Origin of the sequence: Saccharopolyspora sp. 6V, assembly GCF_020176785.1 — a bacterium.
Lineage (GTDB): Bacteria > Actinomycetota > Actinomycetes > Mycobacteriales > Pseudonocardiaceae > Saccharopolyspora_C > Saccharopolyspora_C gregorii.
In genome coordinates, this window is record NZ_JAIUKB010000168.1 from 1 (window position 1) to 22,775 (window position 22,775).

Here is a 22,775-nt window from a genome sequence, read left to right on the forward strand (position 1 = left end):
CTGGCGGGGCGGGGCGCGCGGGTCGGGTGGGTGCCTCCTTGCCCCCGGCGTCCCCTGTCATATCCCGTCTGCTGGGCGGGGGGGGGGCGGGGGCGGGGGGGGGGCGGGGGCCCCTCGGCTCGGATCATCGGCGGTCGAAACGGCCTCGTTTGACCGCCTCGGTGAACGAGGGGACGTCCACGCGTAAGACCGGGCCTGCTGGATCCTTCGAATCCCGCATCAAGCGGAGATCCGCCGACACCTCCACGCACGCGGAGCCGTTCTGACTCCGGCTGGACTTCAGCCACCGGCGTTGTTCACCCATCACATCCGCTCCAGAATCTGGATCCGTCGGGTCATGGCCCTGCTCGTTTCCGCAGCGCCGATCCGCACTTGCTACTACTGCCGACAGCCGTACACCACAGCCCCCGACGCCACGAAGTGCGAACGCATCCACGAAGCGCTCGCCGCCTTGGAACGAGAACCTCGCTGATGGTCGTCGACGATCAGTGCGGTGCCGTCGTGCCGCTTCCGGAACGCCACCCGATGTCGGGGTGCACCTGGATGAGTTCGACGTCGGAACGCACCTGGCATCTGATCCCGGCGCACTACGACACGTTCCGGATCCCGTGCGAGTGCGGGCGGTTCCGCACGGGACGGGTGCATCGAAGGCTGTGGAACAACCCACCCGCCGGGAATCGGTGCGCTGCCTGCGCGTCCGCGGTGTCGCGTGCTCACCTCGTCCGGGAGGCGCAGGCGATGCAGGTGGCGGTGGCGGGGAGCGCGGCCAGGCGTTCGTCACCGATGGGGGCGCCGCAGCGCTCGCAGCGGCCGTAGGTGCCGTCCTCGACGCGCGCGGCCGCCCGGTCCAGCTCCGCCAGCTCACGCCGGGCGTCGTCGAGCAGCCCCTGCACCTGAGCGCGCTCGAACGCGATCGTCTGGCCCTCCGGGTCGTGCTCGTCGTCGGTGCCGGTCCACGACGACACCTCCCGGATCTCCCCCAACTGCCGCCGCAACGCCCCGATCCGGGCCTCCACCTCGGCCCGGGTCCGAGCGAGTGCTGGGCGTGCACGACGTCCCACCATCCAAGGTGCAACGCCCCCACCTGTGGATTCATTTCCCTTCAGATCAGCGACAGCGAGATCCGCGTTCAACGACTCACCAGTCGAGCAAAGGCACATGCCTAATCAACAAGACGATCGCCTAAAAAATTTCAGAAAAAATCCCAAAAAATATTCCGCTTAACTCTCGATTTTGATCGACCGAAGAGTGGCGCGACAAAATAAGACGACGCCGCTTTAGCTCCTGATGAGCTCTATACGCTTACGGACCAATGGTTTCCGCAGGCGATCGGTGAAGCGCGGACACCACAAGAGTCACCAACCGCAACGCAGCATCCCAATCCGCCCGAGAAAGGGATGGAAACTGCTCTTGAACCTCCACAGGCACAGGAACACCTTCGGCGAAGTTCATGATGTCAGCGACCGGAACTCGCTTTTCACCCACGGTAATGACTCGGGATGTCCAATCGTTAAACATTTCCACATCGCTCAAGTGGACATTTTCCGCGCACTCCACGTTCTCATTGGTCTCGGAACCGAATTCAAGAATCGATTCACGAAGACTGGCCGTCAAGGTGTCCGCATCCACATGCTCCCGCCCCGAGACGGCAAGCAGTGCGTCAATGAAATTTTCTCGAGGACTCACCGCAGCTGTCACCTCCTCTTAACGACGATACCGTTGACCCGCTTGTTGAACTCGTCAAGCTTGTTCGCGGGGATAGCGCGCCTTCCAGGCTCATTGGTCGGCTTCACTTCGAGCCCATTTTCCTGCATCCACTGCCTGGTTCCCGGCTTGGCATGGACCTCGAAGGAATGCGTATAGTTCTTTCCTTGCCCCAACGTCCTGGGGTCTACTGTGCCACGATCTCCGATCCACTTGGGGTTGTTATGGTGGCGCTCCGGCTTAGGCGTGAGCTTACCCCCAGCCTCGTTGATCGAGTCCGCTTCACTCTTGCTCCCGTACCGCTCAAAGATCTCGTCGCTGCACTTTTTCTTTCGCGCGAGACCGAGCGGGTCGGAGAACTCCATCGGATTCGAAACATAAGCGTGACTATCCATGCCGCCGAGCAGCCCGATCGGGTCAGCCAAAATCACTTGCCCGGGGTTCCGCACCCGGCGACGATCAGCACGTCGCTTTCCGGGACAGTCCCACCGTGTTCCTGCCGAAGAGAATCACTGAAATTTCTCACCTCAGCTTCCACATCGTCTCAAGGGCCGGGGAAACGTTTTTACAACCCGTACTTCTCCTTGGTCCGCAACTGCTCGTCCGCCGCATCGGAAAGGAATTCTAGCAGGCTCGGCCAATTTCTACTGGGCTTCTCCTGGAACTCAATGTACTCCGATACGACACCAGAAGGGTCACCTGGAGCCATCCAATACAAAGATCCCCCTTGGTGCATACCAATATAGATTGAACCGGCCGGTGCCAAGTGCGACGCGTTGCACTCCTCCAGGAGCTCACGCATTTCCCCGTCAAGTTCGACCACCGACGGGTAAAAAAAGTCGCTCCCTCGAAGCAACTCGCCCGCCCGACGCCCCATTATGAGGAGAAACTCCTCATACTGCGCGGGCAGGTGCTCCGCACCCTTGACGGCGCGAATCTCCTCGACCTCATCCCGGTAACATGGCTCGATCGTATCGCGGGCGGCCAGTCCCCGATCGACGAGATCGGCGACGAGTTCAGCCATGGAGTCGGGCTTTGTTTGATCGCTCATAAAATTTATCTTCCAAGAGATCTTCAGAAGTGACCTTAATGCCAGGAAATGCCTGTCTGAACTGCTGCATTACACCTTGGCACGACGTGCACACCGGCTTTTCCAACACAATCCGGTCGCAGCGGAAGTGGCGTCGCGGATTCACCTGACCGAGCAGGGGGCTGAGCAATGCAGCGTCACGACCCACACGAATCAATGATCGAGCACCGCGCGGACGCGGCGGAGACGTCCGGCTGGACACCGCTGGAACGGACGATCCGCACCTGCTACTACTGCCGCCAGCCGTACCGGGCCGCCGTGGACGTGACCAAGTGCGAACGAATCCACGAACCGCTCGCCGCCCTCGCCCGTAGCGACGGCCATGCCGGTTCATGACCGGTGCGGATCAGTCGTCCCGCTCCCCGACCACCACCCGCTAGCAGGCTGCACGTGGATGACCTCGGTCCTGGAAACCGGATGGCACCTGGTGCCCGCGCACTACGAAACGTTCCGGACCCCTTCGCCTGCGGCCACTTCCTCACCGGCCCGGTATACCGCCGCCTCTTGAGCAAACCACCCACCGCACGCCACAATAGACTCTGGTCAGTCAGAGTTGTAAGACTGAGGAGAAACGGACCCGACATAAGTCTTACCTGGCATGATTAACACCCAAGGATCAAGGTCAGAGTCCGCAAAAAACTCCATCTCTACACTATCGCCGAAGATGAATTTTGGATCCGCCGAACCCGCAGCGGGTTCCACCGCGATAAGATTCATTCCGACAAGGTCAAGAATCCCCAAAGAAGCATTCTCCGAACTCCACGAGAACCACAGTTCGCCGCCACGCCGTACCCTCCATGGGCATACCGCGCTCAGCGACCAACCGTTGCCATTGACAGTAAGTGACGGATCCGCGAATTCCGCGCCGCGTACCGACATCGGTTGTGCGGCGGCCACTGCGGCCGAGACTAGCTCTATCATCAGTGCAGCTCCACGTGAGTACGTTCGCGTATATATGCGGCGCGTTGCCCCTTAGTCAAACCTGGCGGGGGCTGCACCGGTTTGCCAGTCGTGCCATCAACAGGACCGCCGTTCGCGTTAGTGAACGATGCTCGCTCTGGCGCTTGCCCGGATGCGTCCATTACTCGCACCAAACTACCATCCGGCATGGTGTATTGGGTTCCGGGGGATTGAGTGGGTTGCGACGAGAATCCGGCATCCTGGAACCCGGATTCCATACGCGACCGACTCGTGGGGATAGCTGTCCCATTGCCCCCAACAACAAAATCAGCGTTAGGGCAACTCTGTAACCCCAACGGGTCAACAAATTTGTTTGGATTATCGACGTAACGATGCGGATCGACTCCACCGGCCAACCCCAGCGGATCTGAACTCCCGTACCTCCCCGTCGCCGGGTCGTAGTGGCGGTGGAAGTTGTAGTTGAGGCCTGATTCGGGGTCGGCGTACTGGCCCGGGAAGCGCAAGGGCGTGTAGGCGCCGGTGCGGCTGTGGTCGAGGGTGCGCCCCCACAGCGTCGTCCGGTGGAACCAGGCCACTCCGCCCTGGTCGTTGATCAGCTCCGCCGGTGACCCGACCAGATCGGTGACGATCGAGTAGAACTGCCGGTCCACCCACTGCTGCGGCGCGTGGCGCAGGGGTGCGCGTTCGCGCTGGGCCAGCGGGCGGAACGAGCCGGGCTCGTAGTCCCAGACCGTCACGTGCAGGTCGGCGAACTCCGGGCCGCCGACGCCACCGGGACCGGCTCCACCGCTGCGCGCCTGTTCGGCGAGCACCACGCCGTCCCAGGTGAAGTCGACCTGCTCCAGCACCCGGTCGCCGGGTCCGAGGCGCTGCTTGGCGACGCGGCGGCCCAGCGGATCGTAGCGGTAGCGCCAGCGCGAGCCGTCGGGGGTGAGCACTCCGGTCAGCCGGTCATCGGCGTCCCAGAAGTACCGCCAGGTGTCGGGCTTGTGCGACAGCCGCCTGCGCTGGCGCAGGATCATGCGGCCTTGGTCGTCGTGCTCGTAGCGCACCGAACCGGCTCGGCGCACCAGCGTGCCGGAGTACTCGCGGTCTCCGACGGCGTCGGCGTCGGGCGAACCCGCGGGCACCGGCCACGCCGCGTCGGTGACGTTCCCGGCGGCGTCGTAGGTGTAGCGCTCGGTCCAGCCGCCGGCCTGCACGGTGGTGACGCGGCCCGCGCGGTCGAGCTCGAAGGTGCGGGGGCCGGTGAGGGTGTCGTTGACACCGGTCAGCAGGCCGTCGGCCCGGTAGCGGTAGGAGCGCTGCTGGACCTGGTGCCCGGTGGCTCCGGTGATGTGCTGCGCCAGCAGCTGGTGGTTGGCGTCCCAGTCCTGGGTGAGCACGGCGTTCGCGCCCAGCGCGCGGGTGGTCTCGTGGCCGGCGGCGTCGTAGTCGAAGCGCAGCGTCCGGCCGCCCGCGTGCAGCGCGGTGGGCTGGTGGGCGGTGTTGAACTCCCAGGTGCTCTCCGCGCCGGACGGCGTCATCCGACGCACCCGGCGGCCGAGCGCGTCGTAGGCGGAGTGCACGGTGCGGCCGTTGACGCTCTCCGCGAGCACCCGTCCGGCGGCGTCGCGCTGGAAGCGGATCTGGGTGTCGCCGTCCATCGCCTCGGCGAGGCGCCCGGCCAGGTCGTAGGTGAACGTGGTCGTGGCGCCGGGGGTGCGGCGTTCGATGACGTCGCCTAGGACGTTGCGCACGAACGTGGTGGTCTCGCCGACGCCGTTGGTGCGTTCCAGCAGCTGCCCGGCCGCGTCGTGCCGGTAGGCGACCTGGCGGCCGTTGAAGTCGGTCTCGCGCACGAGGTTCCCGGCCTCGTCGTAGTCGTAGCGCCAGACGAGCCCCTGCTCGTTGGTGACGCTGGTCAGCCGCAGTTCGGTGTCGTAGCCGAACTCCAGGCGGGTGCCGTCGGGACGCACCTCCGCCGAGGGCAGGTCGAAGTGGGTGACCTCGGTGTGGGTGGCTTGGCCGAGCGCGTCGACGTGGGTGCGGAGGTTGCCCTCACCGTCGTAGATCCACCGCTCCGTCGCACCGTCCGGCAGGGTGCGCCACGCGGGTTCGCCGTCGACGGTCCAGCCGAACCGGGTCGTGCCGCCGAGCGGGTCGACCACGGCCGACGCCCGGCCGAAACCGTCGCGCTCGTACCGGGTCGTCGCCCCCGCGGCATCGGTGATCGAGAGCGGCAGCCCGGCCGCGTCCGTTTCGACGCGCCGCACTCCACCCAGCGCGTCGGTGATCGCGGTGAGGTGGCCGTGCTCGTCGTAGGTGTAGGTCGTCGCCGCGCCCATCGGGTCGAGCAGCCGCGTGAGGTTCCCGCGCTCGTCGTACTCGCGGCGGGACACCGTCCCGTCCGGGCCGATCACCGTGATCGGTAGCCGCAGCTCGTCGTACTCGAAGCGGGTCTGCGAGCCGTCGGGGCGCGTGGCGGCCAGCAGGTTGCCGATCTCGTCGTACTCGTAGCGGACGGTGCGCCTGAGCGGGTCGGTCCGCGACAGCAGCCGGTCGAACTCGTCCCACTCGGAACGGACCTCGTGACCGGCGGGATTGATCTCGCGGATCGTCTGGCCGCGTTCGTTGAGGTGGTAGGTGGTCTGCTGCCCCAGCGAGTTCGTCCACCGCGTCACCCCGTCCTCGTAGGACATGGTGCCGCTGAAGAACCCACCGGAACCATCGGCCTGCACGACGCGGCCTTCGTGGTCGTAGGCGTAGCGATACCAGGCGCCGTTGCGGTCCGTCCAGCTCGTGATCCGGCCCGTGTCGTCGTAGGTGAACGTCAGCGGCGTGCCGGAGGCGTTGGTGACCTCGGTGAGCCTGCGGCCGGTGTAGCCGTAGCGCACCAGCCGGAGGTCGTCGCCGTCGGCCGCCTCCCGCAGGTGCAGCGCGGTGATCAGGCCGTCCTCGGAGTCGACCCGGATGCGGTAGCCGCCGCTGTGGCGGATCTCCAGCGGAGTTCCGGCCGCGTCCCGGTCGAAGTCGATGCGGTGCCCGTTGCGGTCGGTGATCGCCAGCAGCGGCAGCACCGCGTGCCCGAGGCCGACGCCGAAGTGCAGCGTGCGGCCCTGCTCGACGTCGGTGATCGTGAAGCCGTCCGCGGTGCGGGTCAACGCGCGGCGCGGGCCGGTGCGCGGCAGCACCGGCGAGTCGTCGGCGGGCAGCGGGTAGAACAGCAGCGTGCCGTCGTCGGCGGCGAGCGACACCTCGTTCCCGTCGACCTCCAGCCGCTGGTCCAGCGTGGACGACCAGCTGGGGCCGAAGTGCCGTCCTACGCGGTACGACGACAGGTGCGTCCGGTGCAGCACCAGCGGCAGCACGCCCGCCAGCTCCACGTCGGTCTGCGCGAGCACCATGTCGCCGCTGGCCACGTCGATCGGGTCGCCGCAGGTGTTCTTGTCCTTGTCCGGCACGCGTTCGGCGTCGGCACCGCGGTTGTTGCCCTGGATCGACGAATCGTCGGGGGAGCCGGTGCGGCCGGACGGCGATGTTCCGCTCGGACCGTCGGGCGTGTCGGCGCCGGACGGCTTGGTGCTGTCCGGGCCGGAACCGCCGAGGTCCGGGCCGGTCTGGTGCCCGTTGCCCGACGGTGGTGCGCTGGTACTCCCGGAGGACGCCGGGCCGGAACCTCCCGGCCGCCCGGCCTGCGCGGTCTGCCGGATGCTGTCCTGCGCGCCGGAGACGCTGCTGCTCGCGTCGATGTTCCCGTGCCGCTGCGACGGCCTGCTCGGCGCATCACCACCACCATCGCCGTTCCCACCGCGAGGTCTCCTGGCCACAATCCCGCCTTAACGTAGGTCCGGTGCGAATCCCGGTCAGCCGTCGATGAGCTTGGTGAGGTTGGTGAGGCTGTCGATCAGGTCGCCGATGTAGCCGGTGATCTTCCCGACCCACTTGACCACGGCGGACGCGATCTGCGCGGCCACGACCGGGATGGTCACGACGAAGATCGCCTCGGCCGCCCACACGATGACCCGCGCCACCAGGTCCGCGATCAGGTCCCGCACCATGTCGCGGGTCATCTGCACCAGGCCGCCGGCGCCCTCGGTCGCGGCGGCCATCGCGGCGGACGTGGCGCCGAGGCCGCCGACCGCGTCCACGTTCGCGCCCATCATCTCGCGGTAGGCGTCGGCGGCCTCCCCTTCCCAGCCGGGCAGGTCGCGTTCCAGGTCCGCCTTCAGGTCTTCGGACATCGACGCCAGTTCCGCGGCCATGTTCGTCCACGTGTTCGCGTGCGAGGTGACGACGTCGGGCATGCCGGTGAGCTCGTCGAGCATTTCCCGCAGGGGCTCGAAGTGCTCCATCGCCCAGCCCAGGCCGTTGGACAGCAAGGTGCCGAACGGGTCGAGCACGGCGGAGGCGACCTCCAGCCCGACTCCGACGCCCGACAGCACCCCGCTGGTCCAGTCGCCGCTCTGGATCGAGGTGACCAGGCCCTCGATGCTGTCGGCCGTCCCGGCCCCGGTCCACGCCTTCTGCGTCGATTCGACCGGGGCGACCAGCGAATCGTCGCTCACAGGCCACCTCCGGCGGCCTCGAAGCCCTCGCCCGCTTCGACTTCGCGGCGGTCGTAGTCCTCCGCGGTCGCGCGCAGCGCCTGCGCGGCCTGCGCCAAGTTCTCCTCCACGAACGCGAGCAGCTCGTCCTGCTTGGTGTGCCGGCCTTCCAGCACGCCGGGGATCCACGAGCACAGCACGCCGTAGGCCTGGTCGTCCTGCGCGATGTTCGCGCTCGCCGACTTCACCGCGCCGAACCGCGCCTGGAGCGCCTCGACCTTCTGCGCGTGCGCGCGCAGCTGGTCGGCTTCAACACCGAACCCGTCCGCCATGGTCAGCTCCGGAAGTCCTTCGTCACGTCGTAGTCGTCGTACTCGTCGCGCGGCGGCCGGGCGGGCCGCTCGGCGGGTTCGGCCGGGTCCGGTCCGCTGCGCAGCCGGTCGCCGAGGCGCTGCGCGATCTCCTGCCCGGCCGCGGAATCGGCGCCGAGGGTGTCGGTGACGATCTCCTGCGACCGGTCCGCGGCCTGGTTGCGCGCGGCGGCCAGCGCGGCGAGCACGGCCCGGGACACGACGTCCGGGGACTTGCGCTTGATCTCGTCGGTCAGGCGCAGGTCCACCATCGACCCGGTGGAGTCGACGGTGACCTGCGCCAGGCCCTGCGGATCGCCCGCGGTCACCCGGATCTCGCCGATCCGCTCGCTCATCGCCTGCGTGTTGGCCGCGACCTGCTCGGCGCGCTGCCGCCAGGCGGCGAGGCGTTCGCGGGCGGCGTAGGGGTCGAGGACGTCCCCGTTCACCTTCCGGCTCCTTCGATCACCACGGCCACTCCTCCGACCAGCTCGACACGTCCGCTCGACCAGCCTTCCAGCCACATCCGCGGGACGGCCCGGAACGCCGGTCGATCACTCGATCAGCCTAGCGGCCGGCGAGCGCGGCGCGGACCAGTTCCAGCGGGTGGTGCGCGGCGCGCGGGGTGCCGTGCGCGATCTGCTGGCGGCAGGACACCCCGGTCGCGGCGATGAGCGTGGTGCCCGGTTCGGCGCGCACCGCGGGGAACAACCGGTCGGAACCGATCGCCATCGACAGCTCGTAGTGCTCGGCCTCGAAGCCGAACGAGCCCGCCATGCCGCAGCACCCGGCGTCGAGCTCCGCCACCTCGGTGCCGGGGATGCGGCGCAGCAGGCCGACGGTGGCGGCGGTGCCGACCTCGGCCTTCTGGTGGCAGTGCCCGTGGAACAGCACCCGCCGTCCCGCGGGCCAGGTGTCCGCGGAGAGCTCCAGGTCGCCCGCGTCGATCGCCTCCGACAGCAGCTCCTCCAGCTGGCGCACCCGGCCGGCGACGTCGCGGGCCGCCGGGTCGTCCGGCAGCAGCGACAGCGACTCGTCCCGCAGCGTCAGCACGCAGGACGGTTCGCACCCGACGATCGGCGCGTCCGAAGTGGACAGCCGGGCGACGAGGTCGCGGGCCTTCGCCTTCGCGTCGTCCACCAGCCCCTTCGACAGGCTGGAGCGCCCGCAGCAGCCCCGGTCCACCAGCCGCACCTCGTAGCCCGCGCGCTCCAGCAGCTCCACCGCCGCCCGGCCGATGCCCGGCTCGGTGAACGTGGTGAACGAGTCCGCCAGGAACAGCACCGGTCCGCGCGGCGCCGAACCCGCCGCACCCCGGCCGCGGAACCAGGAGGCGAGGTGGCGGCGCTGGAACCGCGGCAGCGGCCGGTGCTCGGTGATGCCCAGCGCGCGCCGGGCCAGCCTGCGCAGCAGCGGGATCCGGCCCGGCAGGTTCGACAACGGCGCCGTCGCCGCCCCCAGCCGGTTCAACGCCCGGATCGCGCCGAACACCCGCGAGCGCAGCGGCACGCCGTGCAGGTCGTGGTGGTGCGACAGGGTCTCGCTCTTGAGCTTGGCCATGTCCACGCCCAGCGGGCACTCGCTCTTGCACGCCTTGCACATCAGGCACAGGTCCAGCACCTCGTGCAGCCGCTCGTCGCCCAGCGCCCGCTTCGGATCGGGTTCGGACAGCGCCTTCACCAGGGCGTTCGCCCGGCCGCGGGTGGCGTCCTGCTCGCGGGTGGTGGCCATGTACGACGGGCACATCACGCCGGTGGTGCTCTTGCGGCACAGGCCGATGTTCATGCACCGGTCGGCGGCGCCGCGCATGCCGCCGACGACCTCGAAGGACAACCTGGTGCGGAACGGGCCCGGCACCGGCTGCTCGGCGTCGCGCAGGTGCTCGGTCATCGGCGGCGCCTCGACGATCTTGCCGGGGTTGAGGGTGCCCGTCGGGTCGAACAGGTGCTTCACCCGGCACATCGCCGCGTACAGCTCCTCCCCGAACAGCTCGCGGTTGAACTCGCTGCGGGCCAGGCCGTCGCCGTGCTCGCTGGAGTTCACCCCGCCGTACTCGGCGACCAGCGACTTCACCTCCTCGGCGACCGCGCGCATCGTCGCCACCTGGGCGGGTTCGGCGAGGTCCACGAACGGCCGGATGTGCAGGCAGCCCACCGAGCAGTGCCCGTAGAACCCGGCGGTCAGGCCGTGCCGGTCGAGGATCTTCGCGAACTTCGCGGTGTACTCCGGCAGGTGCTCGGGCGCGACGGCGGTGTCCTCCACGAACGCCAGCGGCCGCCGGGTGCCCTCACCCGCGGCCATCAGCAGGCCCAGGCTGGACTTGCGGACCTTCAGCAGCGACTCCTGCTGGGCCGGGGTGACCGCCTCCAGCGTGTGGTAGCCGTGCCCGTGCTTGCGCCACCGCGCGCTGAGCCGCCGCAGCCTCGCCACCAGCTCGTCCTCGTCGTCGCCGGTGAAGCTGACGAACAGCAGCGCGTCCGGATCGCCGTCGAGGATGGTGCCCAGCGAGGCGTACTCGATGCGCTGCCGGGACAGGTCCAGGATCGTGCGGTCCATCAGCTCCACCCCGGACGGGTCGCAGGACAGCGCGTCGCCGGTGGCGGCGATCGCGGCCTGCGTGGAGGTGAAGTGCCCGACGGCGATCACCGTGCGGCGCGGTTTCGGCACCAGTCCCACCACCGCCTCGGTGGCGATCACCAGCGTGCCCTCCGAACCGACCACGAACTCGGCGAGGTCGAACGGTCCCGGCGCGGCTAGCCGGTCCAGCCGGTACCCGCCCGCGCGCCGCCAGAAGTCCGGGAATCCGTCGGTGATCGCGCCGTCGGCGACGAGTCCGGGCAGCTCCCGGTGCAGCCGCGCCTCCAGTCCAGGACCGGCCGCGCGCCGCAGCCGCTCCGCTTCGTCGACCGGGCCGAACCGGGCGGTGGAGGCGTCGGAGAGCACCACCGACAGCTCCCGCACGTGGTCGATCGTCATGCCGTGGCGCACCGAACCGCTGCCCGCCGAGTTGTTGCCGATCATTCCGCCGAGCGTGGCGCGGTTGCTGGTGGAGGTGTCCGGCCCGAACATCAGCCCGTGCGGGGCGGCGGCCCGGTTCAGCTGGTCCTGCACCACGCCCGGCTGCACCCGCGCGAGGCGCGCCTCCGGGTCCAGCTCCACGATCCGGTGCAGGTGGCGGGAGAAGTCGAGCACGATGCCCGGCCCCACCGTCTGCCCGGCGAGGCTGGTCCCCGCGCCGCGCGGCACCACCGGCACGCCGTGCTCGGCGGCCGCCGCCACCGTCGCCGCCACGTCCGCCGCTTCGCGCGGGAACACCACGCCCAGCGGGGTGATCGAGTACATGCTGGCGTCGCGGGAGTACAGGTGCCGCGTGTAGTCGTCGAACTCCACCTCACCGGCCAGGTCCGCCCGCAACCGCCGTTCCAGGTCGTCCATCACGCCTCCCCCAGCTCGGCCAGCGCGGCGGTGATGCCGCGCTCGTCGAACGGGACGCCCGCCGCGGCCAGCCCCAGCTGCACCCCGGACAACGCCGCGGCCAGGCCCACATCGTTGAGATGTCCCAGGTGGCCGATGCGGAACACGCGCCCCGCGAGCTTGCCCAGCCCCGCGCCCAGCGAGGTGTTGCACCGCTCCAGCACCACCCGCCGGAACTCGTCGGCGTCGTGCCCATCGGGCAGCAGCACCGCGGTCAGCACCGGGGAGTGCTCCCGCTCGTCCAGGCACAGCACCTCCAGCCCCCAGCCGCGCACCGCCGCCCGCGTCGCCGCCGCGTGCCGCAGGTGCCGCCGGAACACCGCGGGCAAGCCCTCCTCGTCGAGCATCACCAGCGCTTCGCGGAGGCCGAACAGCAGGTTCGTCGCCGGAGTGCTCGGGAAGAACCCGCGCTCGTTCGCCGCCAGCTGCGGCCGCCAGTCCCAGTAGGACCGCGGCAGCCGCGCGGATTCGGTGGCGCGCAACGCCTTCGCGCTGATCGCGTTGAAGCCGAGCCCCGGCGGCAGCATCAACCCCTTCTGCGAGCAGGCGATCGTCACGTCCACGCCCCACTCGTCGTGCCGGTAGTCCACCGAGCCCAGCGAGGAGATGGTGTCCACCAGCAGCAGCGCGGGATGCCCGACCGCGTCGAGCGCCCGCCGCACCTCGGCGATCCGGCTGGTCACGCCGGTGGAGGTCTCGTTGTGCACCGCGCACACCGCCCGGATCTCGCCGTCCGGGTCGGCGGCCAGCCGCTCCCGCACGACCTCCGGGTCGATCCCGTGCCGCCAGTCGCCGGGCACGAAGTCGACGCGCAGGCCGAGCTTCTCCGCCATCTCCCGCCACAGCGCGGCGAAGTGCCCGGTCTCGAAGGCCAGCACCCGGTCGCCGGGGCTGAGCGTGTTCACCAGCGCCGCCTCCCACGCCCCGGTGCCCGAGGACGGGTGGACCACCACCGGGCCGGTGGTGCCGAACAGCGGCCGCAACCCCGCCAGCACCTCCGCGGCGAGGGCGGCGAACTCGGGGCCGCGGTGGTCGATGGTGGGTGCGGACATGGCCCGCAGAACGCGGTCCGGAACGTTCGTCGGGCCGGGAACGTGCAGGAAGTGCCTGCCGATCGGCTGCGCCATCGGATTCTCCCCTGGTCTATTCAGAACTCTTGACCGTCAAATGTGCGCGGGGTCATACTCTCCCGGCACGAGACGTTGATCTCGCATCACGGAAATGAATTCCGCTCCCTTCCCGAGCCGACGACCGCCTCGAATCCAGGAGCACCATGTCCGTACAGATCTGGTCCATCATCGGGCTCGTCCTCATATTCCTCCTCGCCACGCTGCGCTCGGTGAACATGGGAGCCGTGGCATTTCTCGGAACATTCCTCATCGGCACGTTCCTGGTCGGCGACAGCGCCGACGAGCTGTTCGGCGGATTCCCCGGAGACCTCTTCGCGGTCCTCGTCGGGGTCACCATGCTGTTCGCCATCGCCAAGGCGAACGGCACCGTCGACTGGATGATCCACGCCGGAGTCCGCGCCGTACGCGGCCGCATCGCCCTCGTTCCGTGGGTGATGTTCCTGGTCACGAGCCTGCTGACGATGGTGGGCGCGGTGGTGCCCGGCGCGGTCGCGATCATGGCCCCGATCGGGCTGAACTTCGCCGCGCGCTACCGGATCAACCCGATGCTGATGGGGCTGCTCATCATCAACGGCGCCACCGCGGGCGGGTTCTCCCCGATCAGCATCTTCGGCGGAATCACCAACGGAGTCGTCGAACGCAGCGGACTCCCGGGAAATCCGCTGCTGCTGTGGGCGAGCCAATTCGCGTTCAACCTGGCGCTGAGCGTCGTCGTGTTCTTCCTCTTCGGTGGACGCGAACTCCTCGGCCGAACAGCCGAACCAGAATCCGCGGAATCGTCCAACGGCGGGACCACCGGGACCACGGTTCGGCTCGACGCGCAACGAATCCTCACGCTCGCCGGATTGCTCGTCCTCGCCGTCGGCGCACTCGCCCTCGAATTCGACGTGGGCCTGCTGGCGCTGAGCATCGCGACCGTGCTGTGCGTGCTGCACCCGGGCACCGCGAAATCCTGCGTCGCCGAGGTCGCGTGGCCGACGGTGCTGCTGATCTGCGGCGTGGTGACCTACGTGAGCATGATGGAGCGGATCGGCACCATCGAGTTCCTCGGCGACGGCGTGGCCGGGATCGGCGTTCCGCTGCTGGCGGCGTTCGTGATCTGCCTGATCGGCGCGGCGGTGTCCGCGTTCGCCTCCACCACCGGGATCCTCGGCGCGCTCATCCCGCTCGCGGTGCCGTTCCTGCTCACCGGACAGGTCGGCGCCATCGGCATGATCATCGCGCTGACGGTGTCCGCGTCCGTCGTGGACTCCTCGCCGTTCTCCACCAGCGGTGCGCTCGTCGTGGCGGGCGCTCCGCCGGAGCTGCGCGAGGGCGTGTTCCGGCGGCTGATGGCCTGGGGCCTGAGCATGATCGCGGTCGGGCCGGTGGTGTCCTGCGCGCTGTTCGTGCTGCCGGGGTGGCTGTGAGCGCCGTCCGCGGCGAGCACCGGATCGGCGCGGCGGACCGGCTAGGCTTCCGGGATGAGCGAAGGAATGCGCACCGTGCTCTCCGCTTTCCGGGTGCTCGAAGAGGTCGCGCACACCCAGCCGGCCGGGGTCGGCGACCTCGCCCGCAGGCTGCGGATGCCGAAGAGCACCGTGCAGCGGGCGCTGCGGACGATGTGGACGGCGGGCTGGATCTGCCCGGACGGCGCGGACGTCACCCGCTGGGTACTCACCACCCGCGCCTTCCAGGTGGGCCAGCGCGCCATCGCCGACATCGGCGTGCGGGACGCGGCGGCGGCCGTCATGCACGAGCTGCGCCGGGAGACCGGCGAGACGGCGCACCTGATGGTCCGCGAGGGCGACCACGCGGTGCTCATCGAGCGGGTCGAGACCGAGCACCCGATCCGCGCGGTGGTGCCGCTGGGCAGCACGGTGCCGCTGCACGGTTCGTCGAACGGCAAGGCGATGCTGGCGGCGATGCCCCGGGAAGCGGTGCGCCCCATCCTCGGTGAGGAACTGGTGCGCTACACCGACAACACGATCGTGGACTGGGCGGAGTTCTTCGCGGAGCTCGACCGGGTCGCCGAGCTCGGCTACGCCGCGAACACCGGCGAGTGGCGCGCCGACATCGCCGCGGTCGCCGCGCCGATCTTCGACGACACCGGCGATCCGGTCGCGGGACTGTCGATCTCCGCACCGGCCGGCCGGATCACCCCGGAGCTGCGGGAGCGCTACGGCGCGCTGGTCGCGGAGGCCGCCGCCCGGGTGAGCGCCACGCTGGGCCACCGCCCCGCGGTCCTGCCCGGCTGAGCCGCCCATCCGGCATCACCGGCCGAGCCACTGCGGGCGGCGCTTCTCGGTGAACGCGCGCACGCCTTCGCGGAAGTCCGCGCTGCCGTAGCAGGACTCCACCAGGTCGTCCCCCGGTGGCAGCGCGTGCCCCCGCAGCCTCCGCACGGCCTCCTTGGTGGCGCGCATGGTCAGCGGCGCGTGCCCGGCGATCCGCTCGCACAGCTCCGCGACCCGCGCGTCGACCCGGGATTCCGGGAGCACCTCGGAGGCCAGCCCGGCGCGTTCGGCCGCCTCGGCGTCGAGGAAACCGGCCGTGCAGATCAGGTGCATCGTGCGCCCCGCGCCGATCAGCGAGACCAGCAGCGCGTGGTTGCGCATCGACAGGCAGTTGCCGACGGTGCGCGCGATGGGCATCCCGAACTTCGCCCGCTCCGAGCAGATCCGCAGGTCGCAGGCCGCGGCGATGGTGAGTCCGCCGCCGGTGGCGTAGCCGTCGACGACGGCGATCGTCGGCACGGGGATCCGCTCCACCGCGTCCAGCACCGCCTCCACCCGCCGCTCGTAGTCGTGCCCGGCGGCGGCGCCGTCGAAGTCCCGGAACTGGCCGATGTCGGTGCCCGCGACGAACGCCTCGCCCCCGGCGCCGCGCAGCACCGCGACCCGCACCCGCGGTTCGGCGGCGACGCGCGCGCAGAACTCGGCGAGCTCGTCGTACATCCGCCAGGTCATGGCGTTGCGGGCTTCGGGCCGGTCGAAGGTGGCGGTGGCGACGGTTCCGTCGATCTCGACGCGCACCCGCCCGCTCATGCGACGGCTCCTTCGGCCCGCAGGGCGCGGATCTCCTCGTCGGTGCGGCCGGTGGCGCGCAGCAGTTCGTCGGTGTGCTCGCCGAGCGCGGGCGCGGGCCTGCGGATCCGCCCGGGGGTGCCGCTGAGCTTCACCGGGACGCCGAGCGCGCGCACCGGGCCTTCGCCGGGGTGGTCGACCTCGACGACCATCTCGCGGGCGAGGGTGTGCGGGTCGGCGCAGGACTGCGCGTAGTCCCGGATGGGTCCGGCGGGCACCCCGGCCGCCAGCAGCAGCTCGGTCCACCCCTCGGTGTCCCTGGTGCGCAGGGTCGTCGCGAGTTCGGCGGCGAGCTCGGCGCGGTGGCGGACCCGGTCGGTGTTGGTGGCGAACCGCTCGTCGGCGGGCAGTTCGGGCCGGTCGAGCACGGCGCAGAGCCGCCGCCACAGCCGTTCGTTGTTGGCACCGACGGTGATGTGCCCGTCGCGGGTCGGCAGCGCCTCGTAGGGCGCGTTGACCCGGTGCGCGGAGCCGAGCCTGCCGGGTGCCTCGCCGGTGGCCCACAGCTCGGAGGTCTCCCAGATCGACAGGGCGAGGGCCGCGTCGTACAGCGAGGTGTCCACGGCCTGCCCGCGCCCGGTGGCGGCCCGGGACAGGCAGGCGCTGAGGATGCCCACGGCGCAGAACAGCCCGGCGGACAGGTCGGCGACGGGCACCCCGGACTTGGTGGGCGGGCCGCCGGGTTCGCCGGTGACGCTCATGATCCCGCTCATGGCCTGGGCGATGAGGTCGTAGCCAGGACGCCCCGCGTACGGCCCGGTCTGCCCGAATCCGGACAGGGAGGCGTGCACGATCCGCTCGTTGCGCTCGCGCAGCGCCGGGTAGTCCACGCCGAGCCGGGTGGCGACGCCGGGCCGGAAGCTCTCCACCACGACGTCGGCGTCCCGGACCAGCCGGTAGAAGGTGTCGAGCCCGGCATCGGTCTTGAGGTCGAGCGCGATGCTGCGCTTGTTCCGGTTCACCGCGAGGAAGGCGGCGCTGGTGCCGCGGGGCAGCCGGTGCCCGGTGGCCTGGCGGGTGGCGTCGCCGCCGCCGACCGGTTCGACCTTGATCACGTCGGCGCCGAGGTCGCCGAGCAGTTGGCAGCAGTAGGGCCCGGCCATGACCTGGGTCAGGTCGAGCACGGTCAGGTTTTCCAGCGCGAACGTCATCGTTGCCCGCCGATCTGTGCCGCTGCACGGCACGACCTGTCTGTGACGGCATAACCGTACGAGCACGGCGGAGCCGCGGTCAAGGTTCCGGAGAACCGCAGGTCGGAGCGCATGTCGACCTGTGCCGCACATCACAGGACGACTTGGGGGCCACGTGAAATACACAGCTCCGGTGTGGCGATTCACCGGGCGGGAGAAGGTCGAGCAGTGGCAACGAGAGGCCGGTTCGGAGCCTTGATCAGCCTCCAGCGACGTTCCCCCGGACAAGAATCACGTCGCGTTGTCACAGGAGACTCGGATGAGCCACATCATCGTCGCGCTGTCGGTCGAAGCCGTCGGACTGTTCGCCATCGCCGGGGCGATCACCGCGTGGACCCGCTCGGTCCTGCGGGCCAGCCCCCGCTGAAACCCCCTCCGCGAACGCAGAAGAGCCCCGCTGCCGAGAACGGCGACGGGGCTCTTCCGCGTCCGAGGTCAGTCCTTGGCGCCGACCAGCACCTTCGCTTCCTCGTGGTCCACCGCGGCCGGCGGCGAGCCGGGCAGCCGCTTGCCCGCGGACTCCTTCGCGAAGTACACCGCGACCGCACCGATCACACCCGCACCCATCAGGTAGTAGGCGGGGATGTCCAGGTTCCCGGTGAGCGCGATCAACGCCGCGATCACCGTCGCGGCCGTGCCGCCGAACAGCGACACCGAGATGTTGAACGCGATCGACAGCCCGCCGTAGCGGATGTCGGTCGGGAACAGCGCGGGCAGCACCGACGGCGAGGTGGAGTTGAAGCACAGCAGCATCAACCCCATCAGCATCAGGCCGCTGAACGTGGCGAACGTGCCGCCCGCCTTCAGCAGCATGACCGACGGGATGGCCAGCACCACCAGCAGCACGCACCCGGTGTACATGACCGGCTTGCGCCCGATCTTGTCGCTGAGCCGGCCGATGAACGTGATCAGCACCACCGACACCAGCAGCACCACGATCTGCAGCACCTGGGACGTCGTGGAGTCCGTGCCCGCGTGCCCGTTGTCCGGCAGCGTCTGGGTGAGGTAGGTGGGCATGTAGCTGGTCAGCACGTAGTTGGTGACGTTGAAGACCAGCACGATGCCACCGCACACCAGCATCGCCGGCCAGTGGTTGACGAAGATCTTGCGGAACTCCGCCAGCGTCTGGTTGCCCTCGCGCCCCTCGGACTCCGCCGCGATCTTCGCGAACGCCGGGGTCTCCTCCAGCTTCATCCGGAGGTACAACCCGATGCCGCCGATCGGACCGGCGATCAGGAACGGGATGCGCCAACCCCAGGCCAGCAGGTCCTCTTCGCTGAGCAGCAGCTCCAGACCGGTCGCGAAGCTGGCACCCAGCGCGTAGCCGGTGAGCGTGCCGAACTCCAGGAAGCTGCACAGGAAACCGCGCTTGCGGTCCGGCGCGTACTCCGCGATGAACGCCATCGCGCCGCCGTACTCACCACCGGTGGAGAAGCCCTGCAGCAGCCTGGCCAGCAACAACAGCATCGGCGCCGCGACGCCGATGGCGTGGTAATCGGGCAGGATGCCGATGATGAACGTGCTGATCGCCATCATGATGACGGTCAGCGACAGGACCTTCTGCCTGCCGATCCGGTCGCCCAGCGGCCCGAAGAACAGCCCGCCGAAGGGCCGCACCAGGAACGCCGCGGCGAAGGTGCCGAGCGTGGCGATGGTGCCCATCGTCGGCGAGAGGCCGGCGAAGAACACGCTTTCGATCTTCACGGCCAGGTAGGAGTAGACGCCGAAGTCGAACCACTCCGTGACGTTGCCGATCGCGGCCGCACCGACGGCTCGGCGAATCACGCCCGGCTCGGTGACCGTCACATCCGATACCGAGAAGTCGTCCGATTCCGCGTTGGACGAGCTTGCCCCTGACAAGGAGAACACCCCTCTTATCCATTCTCGGCCGCCCACCCCCGGGGCGGCCCGTCGAGGCTCCTGCTCGACAACTCTTTTTCGACCTTGGGCAGACACCTTAGTGCCCCGAACGGGTCAACCGAAATCCACCGACCGAAATCTATCCACGCATTCGTTCGAATAGTCCGATTTGCACTTTACTCGCCGCCACCTGGCGACTCGGACATTCGAACCGATATTCGCATAGCGGTCACCCACCGGCGGAGCCGGTTGCACGGACAGTGATTGAGCGAACCGTGATCGAAGTCTCCGCACCGCGATTCGACCTCTTAACACGATTATCGAAAAATTGCGCGCGCAGTTCCGCCGATCCGGGGAAAAACCCCCGATCCGGGGACGCCCACCTACTTTCGTAAGACCCCGTACGCAGCATTGCCGGCCGTTGAAGATCGATGCTAAAAAGTGAAAATCAACTCCCGGGCCGGCCGCTCGCGCGCCGCCGATGACTCGGGAATCCCGGCCGCGATCTGGGGAATCGCCGCGCCGACCGCCGGTCGAACGCGACCCAGCCCGCGCACCGCCGAGGCCGACCGGCATGCCGGGACCGCACCGCACAACTGGGGGCTCCACGTGACGAAACCGCTGTCGTTCCACGTCCTCGGCCCGCTCACCGTCGGGAGCGGCGGGCGATGTCTCGACGTACCCGGATCCAGGCAGCGCATCCTGCTCGCCGCGCTGCTGGTCAAGTTCAACCAGGTGGTGTGCGTCGACGAGCTCGTGGACCGGATCTGGGACTCCCGGCCGCCCTGCCGGCCGCGCCGGGCGCTGCACACCTGCCTGACCCGGCTCCGGCACGCCATCGCGGACGCGCCCGGCGCGCCGGACCTCATCCGCACCTCCAGCGCCGGGTACACGCTCCAGGCGTCCCCGGAGACCCTCGACTTCGCCCGCTTCATCGAGCTGCTGGAGCAGGCGCGCGCCGCGGAGGCCGCCCACGACCGGCTCCGCGAATCCGCCGCCCTCGGCGAGGCGCTGGCGCTGTGGCGCGGGGAGCGCGCGCTACCGGACGTGGCCTCGGACTCGCTGCACCGCGACGTGGTGCCCGGGATGCACCAGCAGCGCATCGAAGCGCTGGAGCGGCGCGGCGAACTGGAGCTGGAACTGGGCCACCACCGCGAGCTCATCGGCGAACTGCGGGCGCTGACCTCCGCACATCCGTTCCACGAGCGGTTCTGGCAGCAGCTGCTGCTCGCGCTCTACCGCTGCGGGCGGAAGGTGGAGGCGCTGCTGGCCTACGCCGAGCTGACCTCGCGCATCCGCGACGGCCTCGGCGTGGAGCCCGGACCGCAGCTGCGCGATCTGCACCTGGCGATCCTGCGTGACGACCAGGTGCCGCCGCTTCACACCGCGTCGTAGCGGCCGGGACGCCGCTGCGCGCGGTGCCGCGGACCCGCGCGGCCGGGACGGTCCGCTCCCCCCGCGTCCGCGACGCCCGGTTCCACGGCCCCGGCGCCCGCTCCGACCGGATCGGCCCGGTCCGGGCGCGTGCCTGCCGGCCCAGCGCCTTCCGGATCCGCGTCCTCCGGACCCGCACGGTCCGGACCCGCACGGTCCGGATCCGCGCCTTCCAAATCCGCGCGGTCCGCCGCATCGGCCGACCGGTCCGAGCCGTCCGCCCCACCGGAGCCGCGCCGTCGCCAGTACACGACCCCCAGCACCACCAGCACGAGCACCGCCACGGCCGGGATCGCGCCGAACGCCCCGGCCAGCCGCGAGTACGACGCCCCGGCCAGGTAGCCCACGCTGCCTTCCCCGCACGCCCACACCACCCCGGCGAGCGCGCTCCACGGCGCCATCCGGCGGTAGGGCAGGCCGGACGCGCCGATCAGGTGCGGAGCCGCGGACCGCACCAGCGGCACGAACCGGCACGGCACCAGCGCGGGCCCGCCGCTGCGGCGGAACAGCTCGCTCGCGCGGTCCCACGCGCGCGGGACGCGACGCGCGAACCGGGTCTCCCGCAGCCGAGGGCCGAGGTGGCGCCCGGTCCAGTGGCCGAGCGCGTCCCCGCAGATCGCGCCGACGGAAGCGGCCAGCACCACCGCCCACGGTTCCAGCACCCCCGCGTAGACGAGCGCGCCCGCGACGAGCAGCGGCCCCAGCGTGGGCACGAACGGGCTGATCACCAGGATCCCTTCGGTGAACACCAGCCCGGCGAGCAACCCGTAGGCGGCCGGCGGCGGCAGTTGCGCCAGCCAGTCGGCCGGTGACGGCATCAGCGGTCCTCCGCCGCGGGTGCGCGCAGGTGCCAGACGTGCGCGGGCGGCAGGTTCCACCACACCGTCGAGCGGCCGAGGCCGTAGCGCTCGACGAACTCGCGCTCCACCTCCATCGCGGCCCGGTGCCGCCGCGACTCGGTCGGGCCGCTCACCAGGGCGCGGGCCCGTTGCGTGCCCAGGTAGCCGAAGAAGGTCAGGTGCCCGCCCGGAACGAGCAGTTCGAGGTGCCGGTCCAGCAGCGCCCACACCTGCTCGGGTTCGAAGTTGGTGAACGGCAGCCCGGAGACGACCACGTCGTAGCGCGGTTCCAGCGGCGCGTCCAGCACCGAGACCTCGTGCAGCGCGATCCGGTCGGCGACGGCGGAGAGCGCGAACTCGGTGCGCAGCGCGGTGTCGAGCATCCGCACGTAGTGCGGGTTGATCTCCACGACGTCCAGCCGGTCGGCGGGGCCGATCCGGTCGGCGAGCTCCCGCGTCACCACCCCGCTGCCCGCCCCGACTTCGAGCACCCTGGCCGGTGGCCGGTGCTGCGGCGGCAGCAGCGGCGCGGCGAGCCGGGCGGCGAGCCGTCTGCTGCTGGGGGCGATCGCCCCGGTGACGCGGAAGCTGCGGAACGCCTCGCGGGAGAAGGCGAACCGTCCGGGCGACGTGCTGCTGCTGGTCTGCACTGGGTCCACGTCGTTGCACGCTACTGGCGGGATCAACGGGCACCATCGGTCTCATGGCCACGGAGATCCGGTACGAAAGTAGGGGGGCGGCGGCTCCCTATGCTCGTCCGTCGTGGCGACGAGGAGCAACCCGGTGACCGCGGTACCGCCGCGCACGCGGTGGTGGGTGGAGGCGGCGCTGCTCGTCGCGGTCTCGCTGCTGTCCGCGCAGGAGGCCTACGTCCGCGCCGGCGGCGTGGTGCTGAGCCCGCAGGTCGGCGCGGTGCTGCTGGCCGGGATCGCGCTCGCGTGGCGCGGGCGGAACCTGGCGGTCGCGGCGGTGCCCGCGGTCCTGGTGGCCGCGGTGCTGGGGACGGTGCTGCCGCTGCTGGTGGTGCTGTACTCCTGCGCGAAGCGCGGCAGGCTGGTGGTGGCGGCGGTGTGCGCGGTCGCGGCGATGGGCGGGAACCTGCTGCAGCCGCAGCACTCGCTGTGGGGCACCCGGGTGTCCGTGCTGGTGCTGCTGCTGGTCGCGGTGGCGACGCTGGGCATGTGGGCGGGCG

General features: G+C 70.0%; 21 protein-coding genes and 1 pseudogene. 5 read left to right on the forward strand and 17 right to left on the reverse strand.

Annotation, left to right across the window (positions count from 1 at the left end):
* Positions 1-124: 124 nt before the first annotated feature.
* The 5 genes from LCD35_RS26770 to LCD35_RS26790 all read right to left on the reverse strand — a co-directional run bounded on the left by LCD35_RS26770 (position 125) and on the right by LCD35_RS26790 (position 2,755).
* Entirely contained in the window at positions 125-304 is a 180-nt protein-coding gene (locus LCD35_RS26770; RefSeq protein WP_224955522.1) for a DUF397 domain-containing protein, read from the reverse strand.
* Positions 305-713: 409 nt separating this feature from the next.
* Positions 714-1,016 carry a TraR/DksA C4-type zinc finger protein gene (locus LCD35_RS26775; RefSeq protein WP_308011233.1) on the reverse strand — a complete coding sequence of 101 codons (303 nt, stop codon included), beginning with the start codon at positions 1,014-1,016 and terminating at the stop codon, positions 714-716.
* A 286-nt stretch (positions 1,017-1,302) separates the two neighbouring features.
* Positions 1,303-1,698 (reverse strand): DUF433 domain-containing protein, encoded by a 396-nt coding sequence (locus tag LCD35_RS26780; protein WP_224966035.1) that lies wholly within the window; start codon positions 1,696-1,698, stop codon positions 1,303-1,305.
* Positions 1,695-2,069 (reverse strand): hypothetical protein, encoded by a 375-nt coding sequence (locus tag LCD35_RS26785; protein ID WP_224966034.1) that lies wholly within the window; start codon positions 2,067-2,069, stop codon positions 1,695-1,697. The genes LCD35_RS26780 and LCD35_RS26785 overlap by 4 nt, the downstream gene beginning before the upstream one ends.
* A 200-nt stretch (positions 2,070-2,269) precedes the next feature.
* Positions 2,270-2,755, reverse strand: coding sequence for a hypothetical protein (locus LCD35_RS26790; RefSeq protein ID WP_225045152.1), 486 nt, complete (start codon positions 2,753-2,755; stop codon positions 2,270-2,272).
* Between the two features lie 195 nt (positions 2,756-2,950).
* On the opposite strand from LCD35_RS26790, the gene LCD35_RS26795 reads away from it, so the two are divergent.
* Entirely contained in the window at positions 2,951-3,130 is a 180-nt protein-coding gene (locus LCD35_RS26795) for a hypothetical protein (protein WP_224966032.1), read from the forward strand.
* Between the two features lie 207 nt (positions 3,131-3,337).
* Here LCD35_RS26795 and LCD35_RS26800 read toward each other — a convergent pair whose 3' ends face one another.
* The 7 genes from LCD35_RS26800 to LCD35_RS26830 form a co-directional block, all read right to left on the reverse strand.
* Positions 3,338-3,691 carry a hypothetical protein gene (locus LCD35_RS26800; RefSeq protein WP_224977618.1) on the reverse strand — a complete coding sequence of 118 codons (354 nt, stop codon included), beginning with the start codon at positions 3,689-3,691 and terminating at the stop codon, positions 3,338-3,340.
* Between the two features lie 23 nt (positions 3,692-3,714).
* Positions 3,715-7,524 carry a DUF6531 domain-containing protein gene (locus tag LCD35_RS26805; RefSeq protein WP_225045153.1) on the reverse strand — a complete coding sequence of 1,270 codons (3,810 nt, stop codon included), beginning with the start codon at positions 7,522-7,524 and terminating at the stop codon, positions 3,715-3,717.
* Between the two features lie 36 nt (positions 7,525-7,560).
* Positions 7,561-8,262 (reverse strand): WXG100 family type VII secretion target, encoded by a 702-nt coding sequence (locus LCD35_RS26810; protein WP_224955516.1) that lies wholly within the window; start codon positions 8,260-8,262, stop codon positions 7,561-7,563.
* Positions 8,259-8,573 (reverse strand): type VII secretion target, encoded by a 315-nt coding sequence (locus tag LCD35_RS26815; protein WP_224955515.1) that lies wholly within the window; start codon positions 8,571-8,573, stop codon positions 8,259-8,261. Before LCD35_RS26815 ends, LCD35_RS26810 begins: the two co-directional genes overlap by 4 nt.
* Positions 8,574-8,575: 2 nt before the next feature.
* A complete protein-coding gene (locus LCD35_RS26820) occupies positions 8,576-9,040 on the reverse strand; it encodes a YbaB/EbfC family nucleoid-associated protein (protein ID WP_225045154.1) in 465 nt (154 codons plus the stop codon).
* 118 nt (positions 9,041-9,158) lie between these two features.
* A complete protein-coding gene (locus LCD35_RS26825) occupies positions 9,159-12,026 on the reverse strand; it encodes an FAD-binding and (Fe-S)-binding domain-containing protein (RefSeq protein WP_225045155.1) in 2,868 nt (955 codons plus the stop codon).
* Positions 12,026-13,192, reverse strand: coding sequence for an alanine--glyoxylate aminotransferase family protein (locus tag LCD35_RS26830; protein ID WP_225045156.1), 1,167 nt, complete (start codon positions 13,190-13,192; stop codon positions 12,026-12,028). Before LCD35_RS26830 ends, LCD35_RS26825 begins: the two co-directional genes overlap by 1 nt.
* 146 nt (positions 13,193-13,338) lie before the next feature.
* On the opposite strand from LCD35_RS26830, the gene LCD35_RS26835 reads away from it, so the two are divergent.
* Both LCD35_RS26835 and LCD35_RS26840 read left to right on the forward strand, forming a co-directional pair.
* The gene (locus LCD35_RS26835) at positions 13,339-14,604 is read left to right on the forward strand and encodes an SLC13 family permease (protein WP_224955511.1); all 1,266 of its coding nucleotides are present in this window, start codon (positions 13,339-13,341) and stop codon (positions 14,602-14,604) included.
* Between the two features lie 54 nt (positions 14,605-14,658).
* Positions 14,659-15,432, forward strand: coding sequence for an IclR family transcriptional regulator (locus LCD35_RS26840; protein WP_224955510.1), 774 nt, complete (start codon positions 14,659-14,661; stop codon positions 15,430-15,432).
* 15 nt (positions 15,433-15,447) lie between these two features.
* Here the strand turns inward: LCD35_RS26840 and LCD35_RS26845 are convergent, their stop codons facing one another.
* The 3 genes from LCD35_RS26845 to LCD35_RS26855 all read right to left on the reverse strand — a co-directional run bounded on the left by LCD35_RS26845 (position 15,448) and on the right by LCD35_RS26855 (position 19,235).
* Entirely contained in the window at positions 15,448-16,221 is a 774-nt protein-coding gene (locus LCD35_RS26845) for an enoyl-CoA hydratase/isomerase family protein (protein WP_224955509.1), read from the reverse strand.
* Positions 16,218-17,411, reverse strand: a complete 1,194-nt coding sequence (locus LCD35_RS26850; RefSeq protein ID WP_225045157.1) for a CaiB/BaiF CoA-transferase family protein — start codon at positions 17,409-17,411, stop codon at positions 16,218-16,220. The genes LCD35_RS26845 and LCD35_RS26850 overlap by 4 nt, the downstream gene beginning before the upstream one ends.
* Positions 17,412-17,885: 474 nt before the next feature.
* Complete coding sequence (locus tag LCD35_RS26855) at positions 17,886-19,235, reverse strand: MFS transporter (protein ID WP_225045158.1); 1,350 nt, start codon at positions 19,233-19,235, stop codon at positions 17,886-17,888.
* Between the two features lie 684 nt (positions 19,236-19,919).
* Between LCD35_RS26855 and LCD35_RS26860 the strand changes: the two genes are divergently transcribed.
* A complete protein-coding gene (locus tag LCD35_RS26860) occupies positions 19,920-20,705 on the forward strand; it encodes an AfsR/SARP family transcriptional regulator (RefSeq protein WP_224955506.1) in 786 nt (261 codons plus the stop codon).
* On the opposite strand, the gene LCD35_RS26865 is transcribed toward LCD35_RS26860, so the two are convergent.
* Together LCD35_RS26865 and LCD35_RS26870 are read right to left on the reverse strand one after the other, a co-directional pair.
* A complete protein-coding gene (locus LCD35_RS26865; protein WP_224966025.1) occupies positions 20,690-21,562 on the reverse strand; it encodes a DedA family protein in 873 nt (290 codons plus the stop codon). The two genes, LCD35_RS26860 and LCD35_RS26865, sit on opposite strands and share 16 nt — an antisense overlap.
* The gene (locus LCD35_RS26870) at positions 21,562-22,242 is read right to left on the reverse strand and encodes a methyltransferase domain-containing protein (RefSeq protein ID WP_224966024.1); all 681 of its coding nucleotides are present in this window, start codon (positions 22,240-22,242) and stop codon (positions 21,562-21,564) included. Before LCD35_RS26870 ends, LCD35_RS26865 begins: the two co-directional genes overlap by 1 nt.
* Positions 22,243-22,366: 124 nt before the next feature.
* Between LCD35_RS26870 and LCD35_RS26875 the strand changes: the two are divergent.
* A pseudogene (locus LCD35_RS26875) lies at positions 22,367-22,775 on the forward strand (two-component sensor histidine kinase); the annotation flags it as partial.

What these genes read in the sequence shown, in the direction of transcription:
- LCD35_RS26770 (WP_224955522.1), bottom strand. Translation starts at nt 304, where the DNA reads ATGGGTGAACAACGCCGGTGGCTGAAGTCCAGCCGGAGTCAGAACGGC.
- LCD35_RS26785 (WP_224966034.1), bottom strand. Translation starts at nt 2,069, where the DNA reads ATGGAGTTCTCCGACCCGCTCGGTCTCGCGCGAAAGAAAAAGTGCAGC.
- LCD35_RS26790 (WP_225045152.1), bottom strand. Translation starts at nt 2,755, where the DNA reads ATGAGCGATCAAACAAAGCCCGACTCCATGGCTGAACTCGTCGCCGAT.
- LCD35_RS26795 (WP_224966032.1), top strand. Translation starts at nt 2,951, where the DNA reads ATGATCGAGCACCGCGCGGACGCGGCGGAGACGTCCGGCTGGACACCG.
- LCD35_RS26815 (WP_224955515.1), bottom strand. Translation starts at nt 8,573, where the DNA reads ATGGCGGACGGGTTCGGTGTTGAAGCCGACCAGCTGCGCGCGCACGCG.
- LCD35_RS26825 (WP_225045155.1), bottom strand. Translation starts at nt 12,026, where the DNA reads ATGGACGACCTGGAACGGCGGTTGCGGGCGGACCTGGCCGGTGAGGTG.
- LCD35_RS26830 (WP_225045156.1), bottom strand. Translation starts at nt 13,192, where the DNA reads ATGGCGCAGCCGATCGGCAGGCACTTCCTGCACGTTCCCGGCCCGACG.
- LCD35_RS26835 (WP_224955511.1), top strand. Translation starts at nt 13,339, where the DNA reads ATGTCCGTACAGATCTGGTCCATCATCGGGCTCGTCCTCATATTCCTC.
- LCD35_RS26840 (WP_224955510.1), top strand. Translation starts at nt 14,659, where the DNA reads ATGAGCGAAGGAATGCGCACCGTGCTCTCCGCTTTCCGGGTGCTCGAA.
- LCD35_RS26845 (WP_224955509.1), bottom strand. Translation starts at nt 16,221, where the DNA reads ATGAGCGGGCGGGTGCGCGTCGAGATCGACGGAACCGTCGCCACCGCC.
- LCD35_RS26850 (WP_225045157.1), bottom strand. Translation starts at nt 17,411, where the DNA reads ATGACGTTCGCGCTGGAAAACCTGACCGTGCTCGACCTGACCCAGGTC.
- LCD35_RS26865 (WP_224966025.1), bottom strand. Translation starts at nt 21,562, where the DNA reads ATGCCGTCACCGGCCGACTGGCTGGCGCAACTGCCGCCGCCGGCCGCC.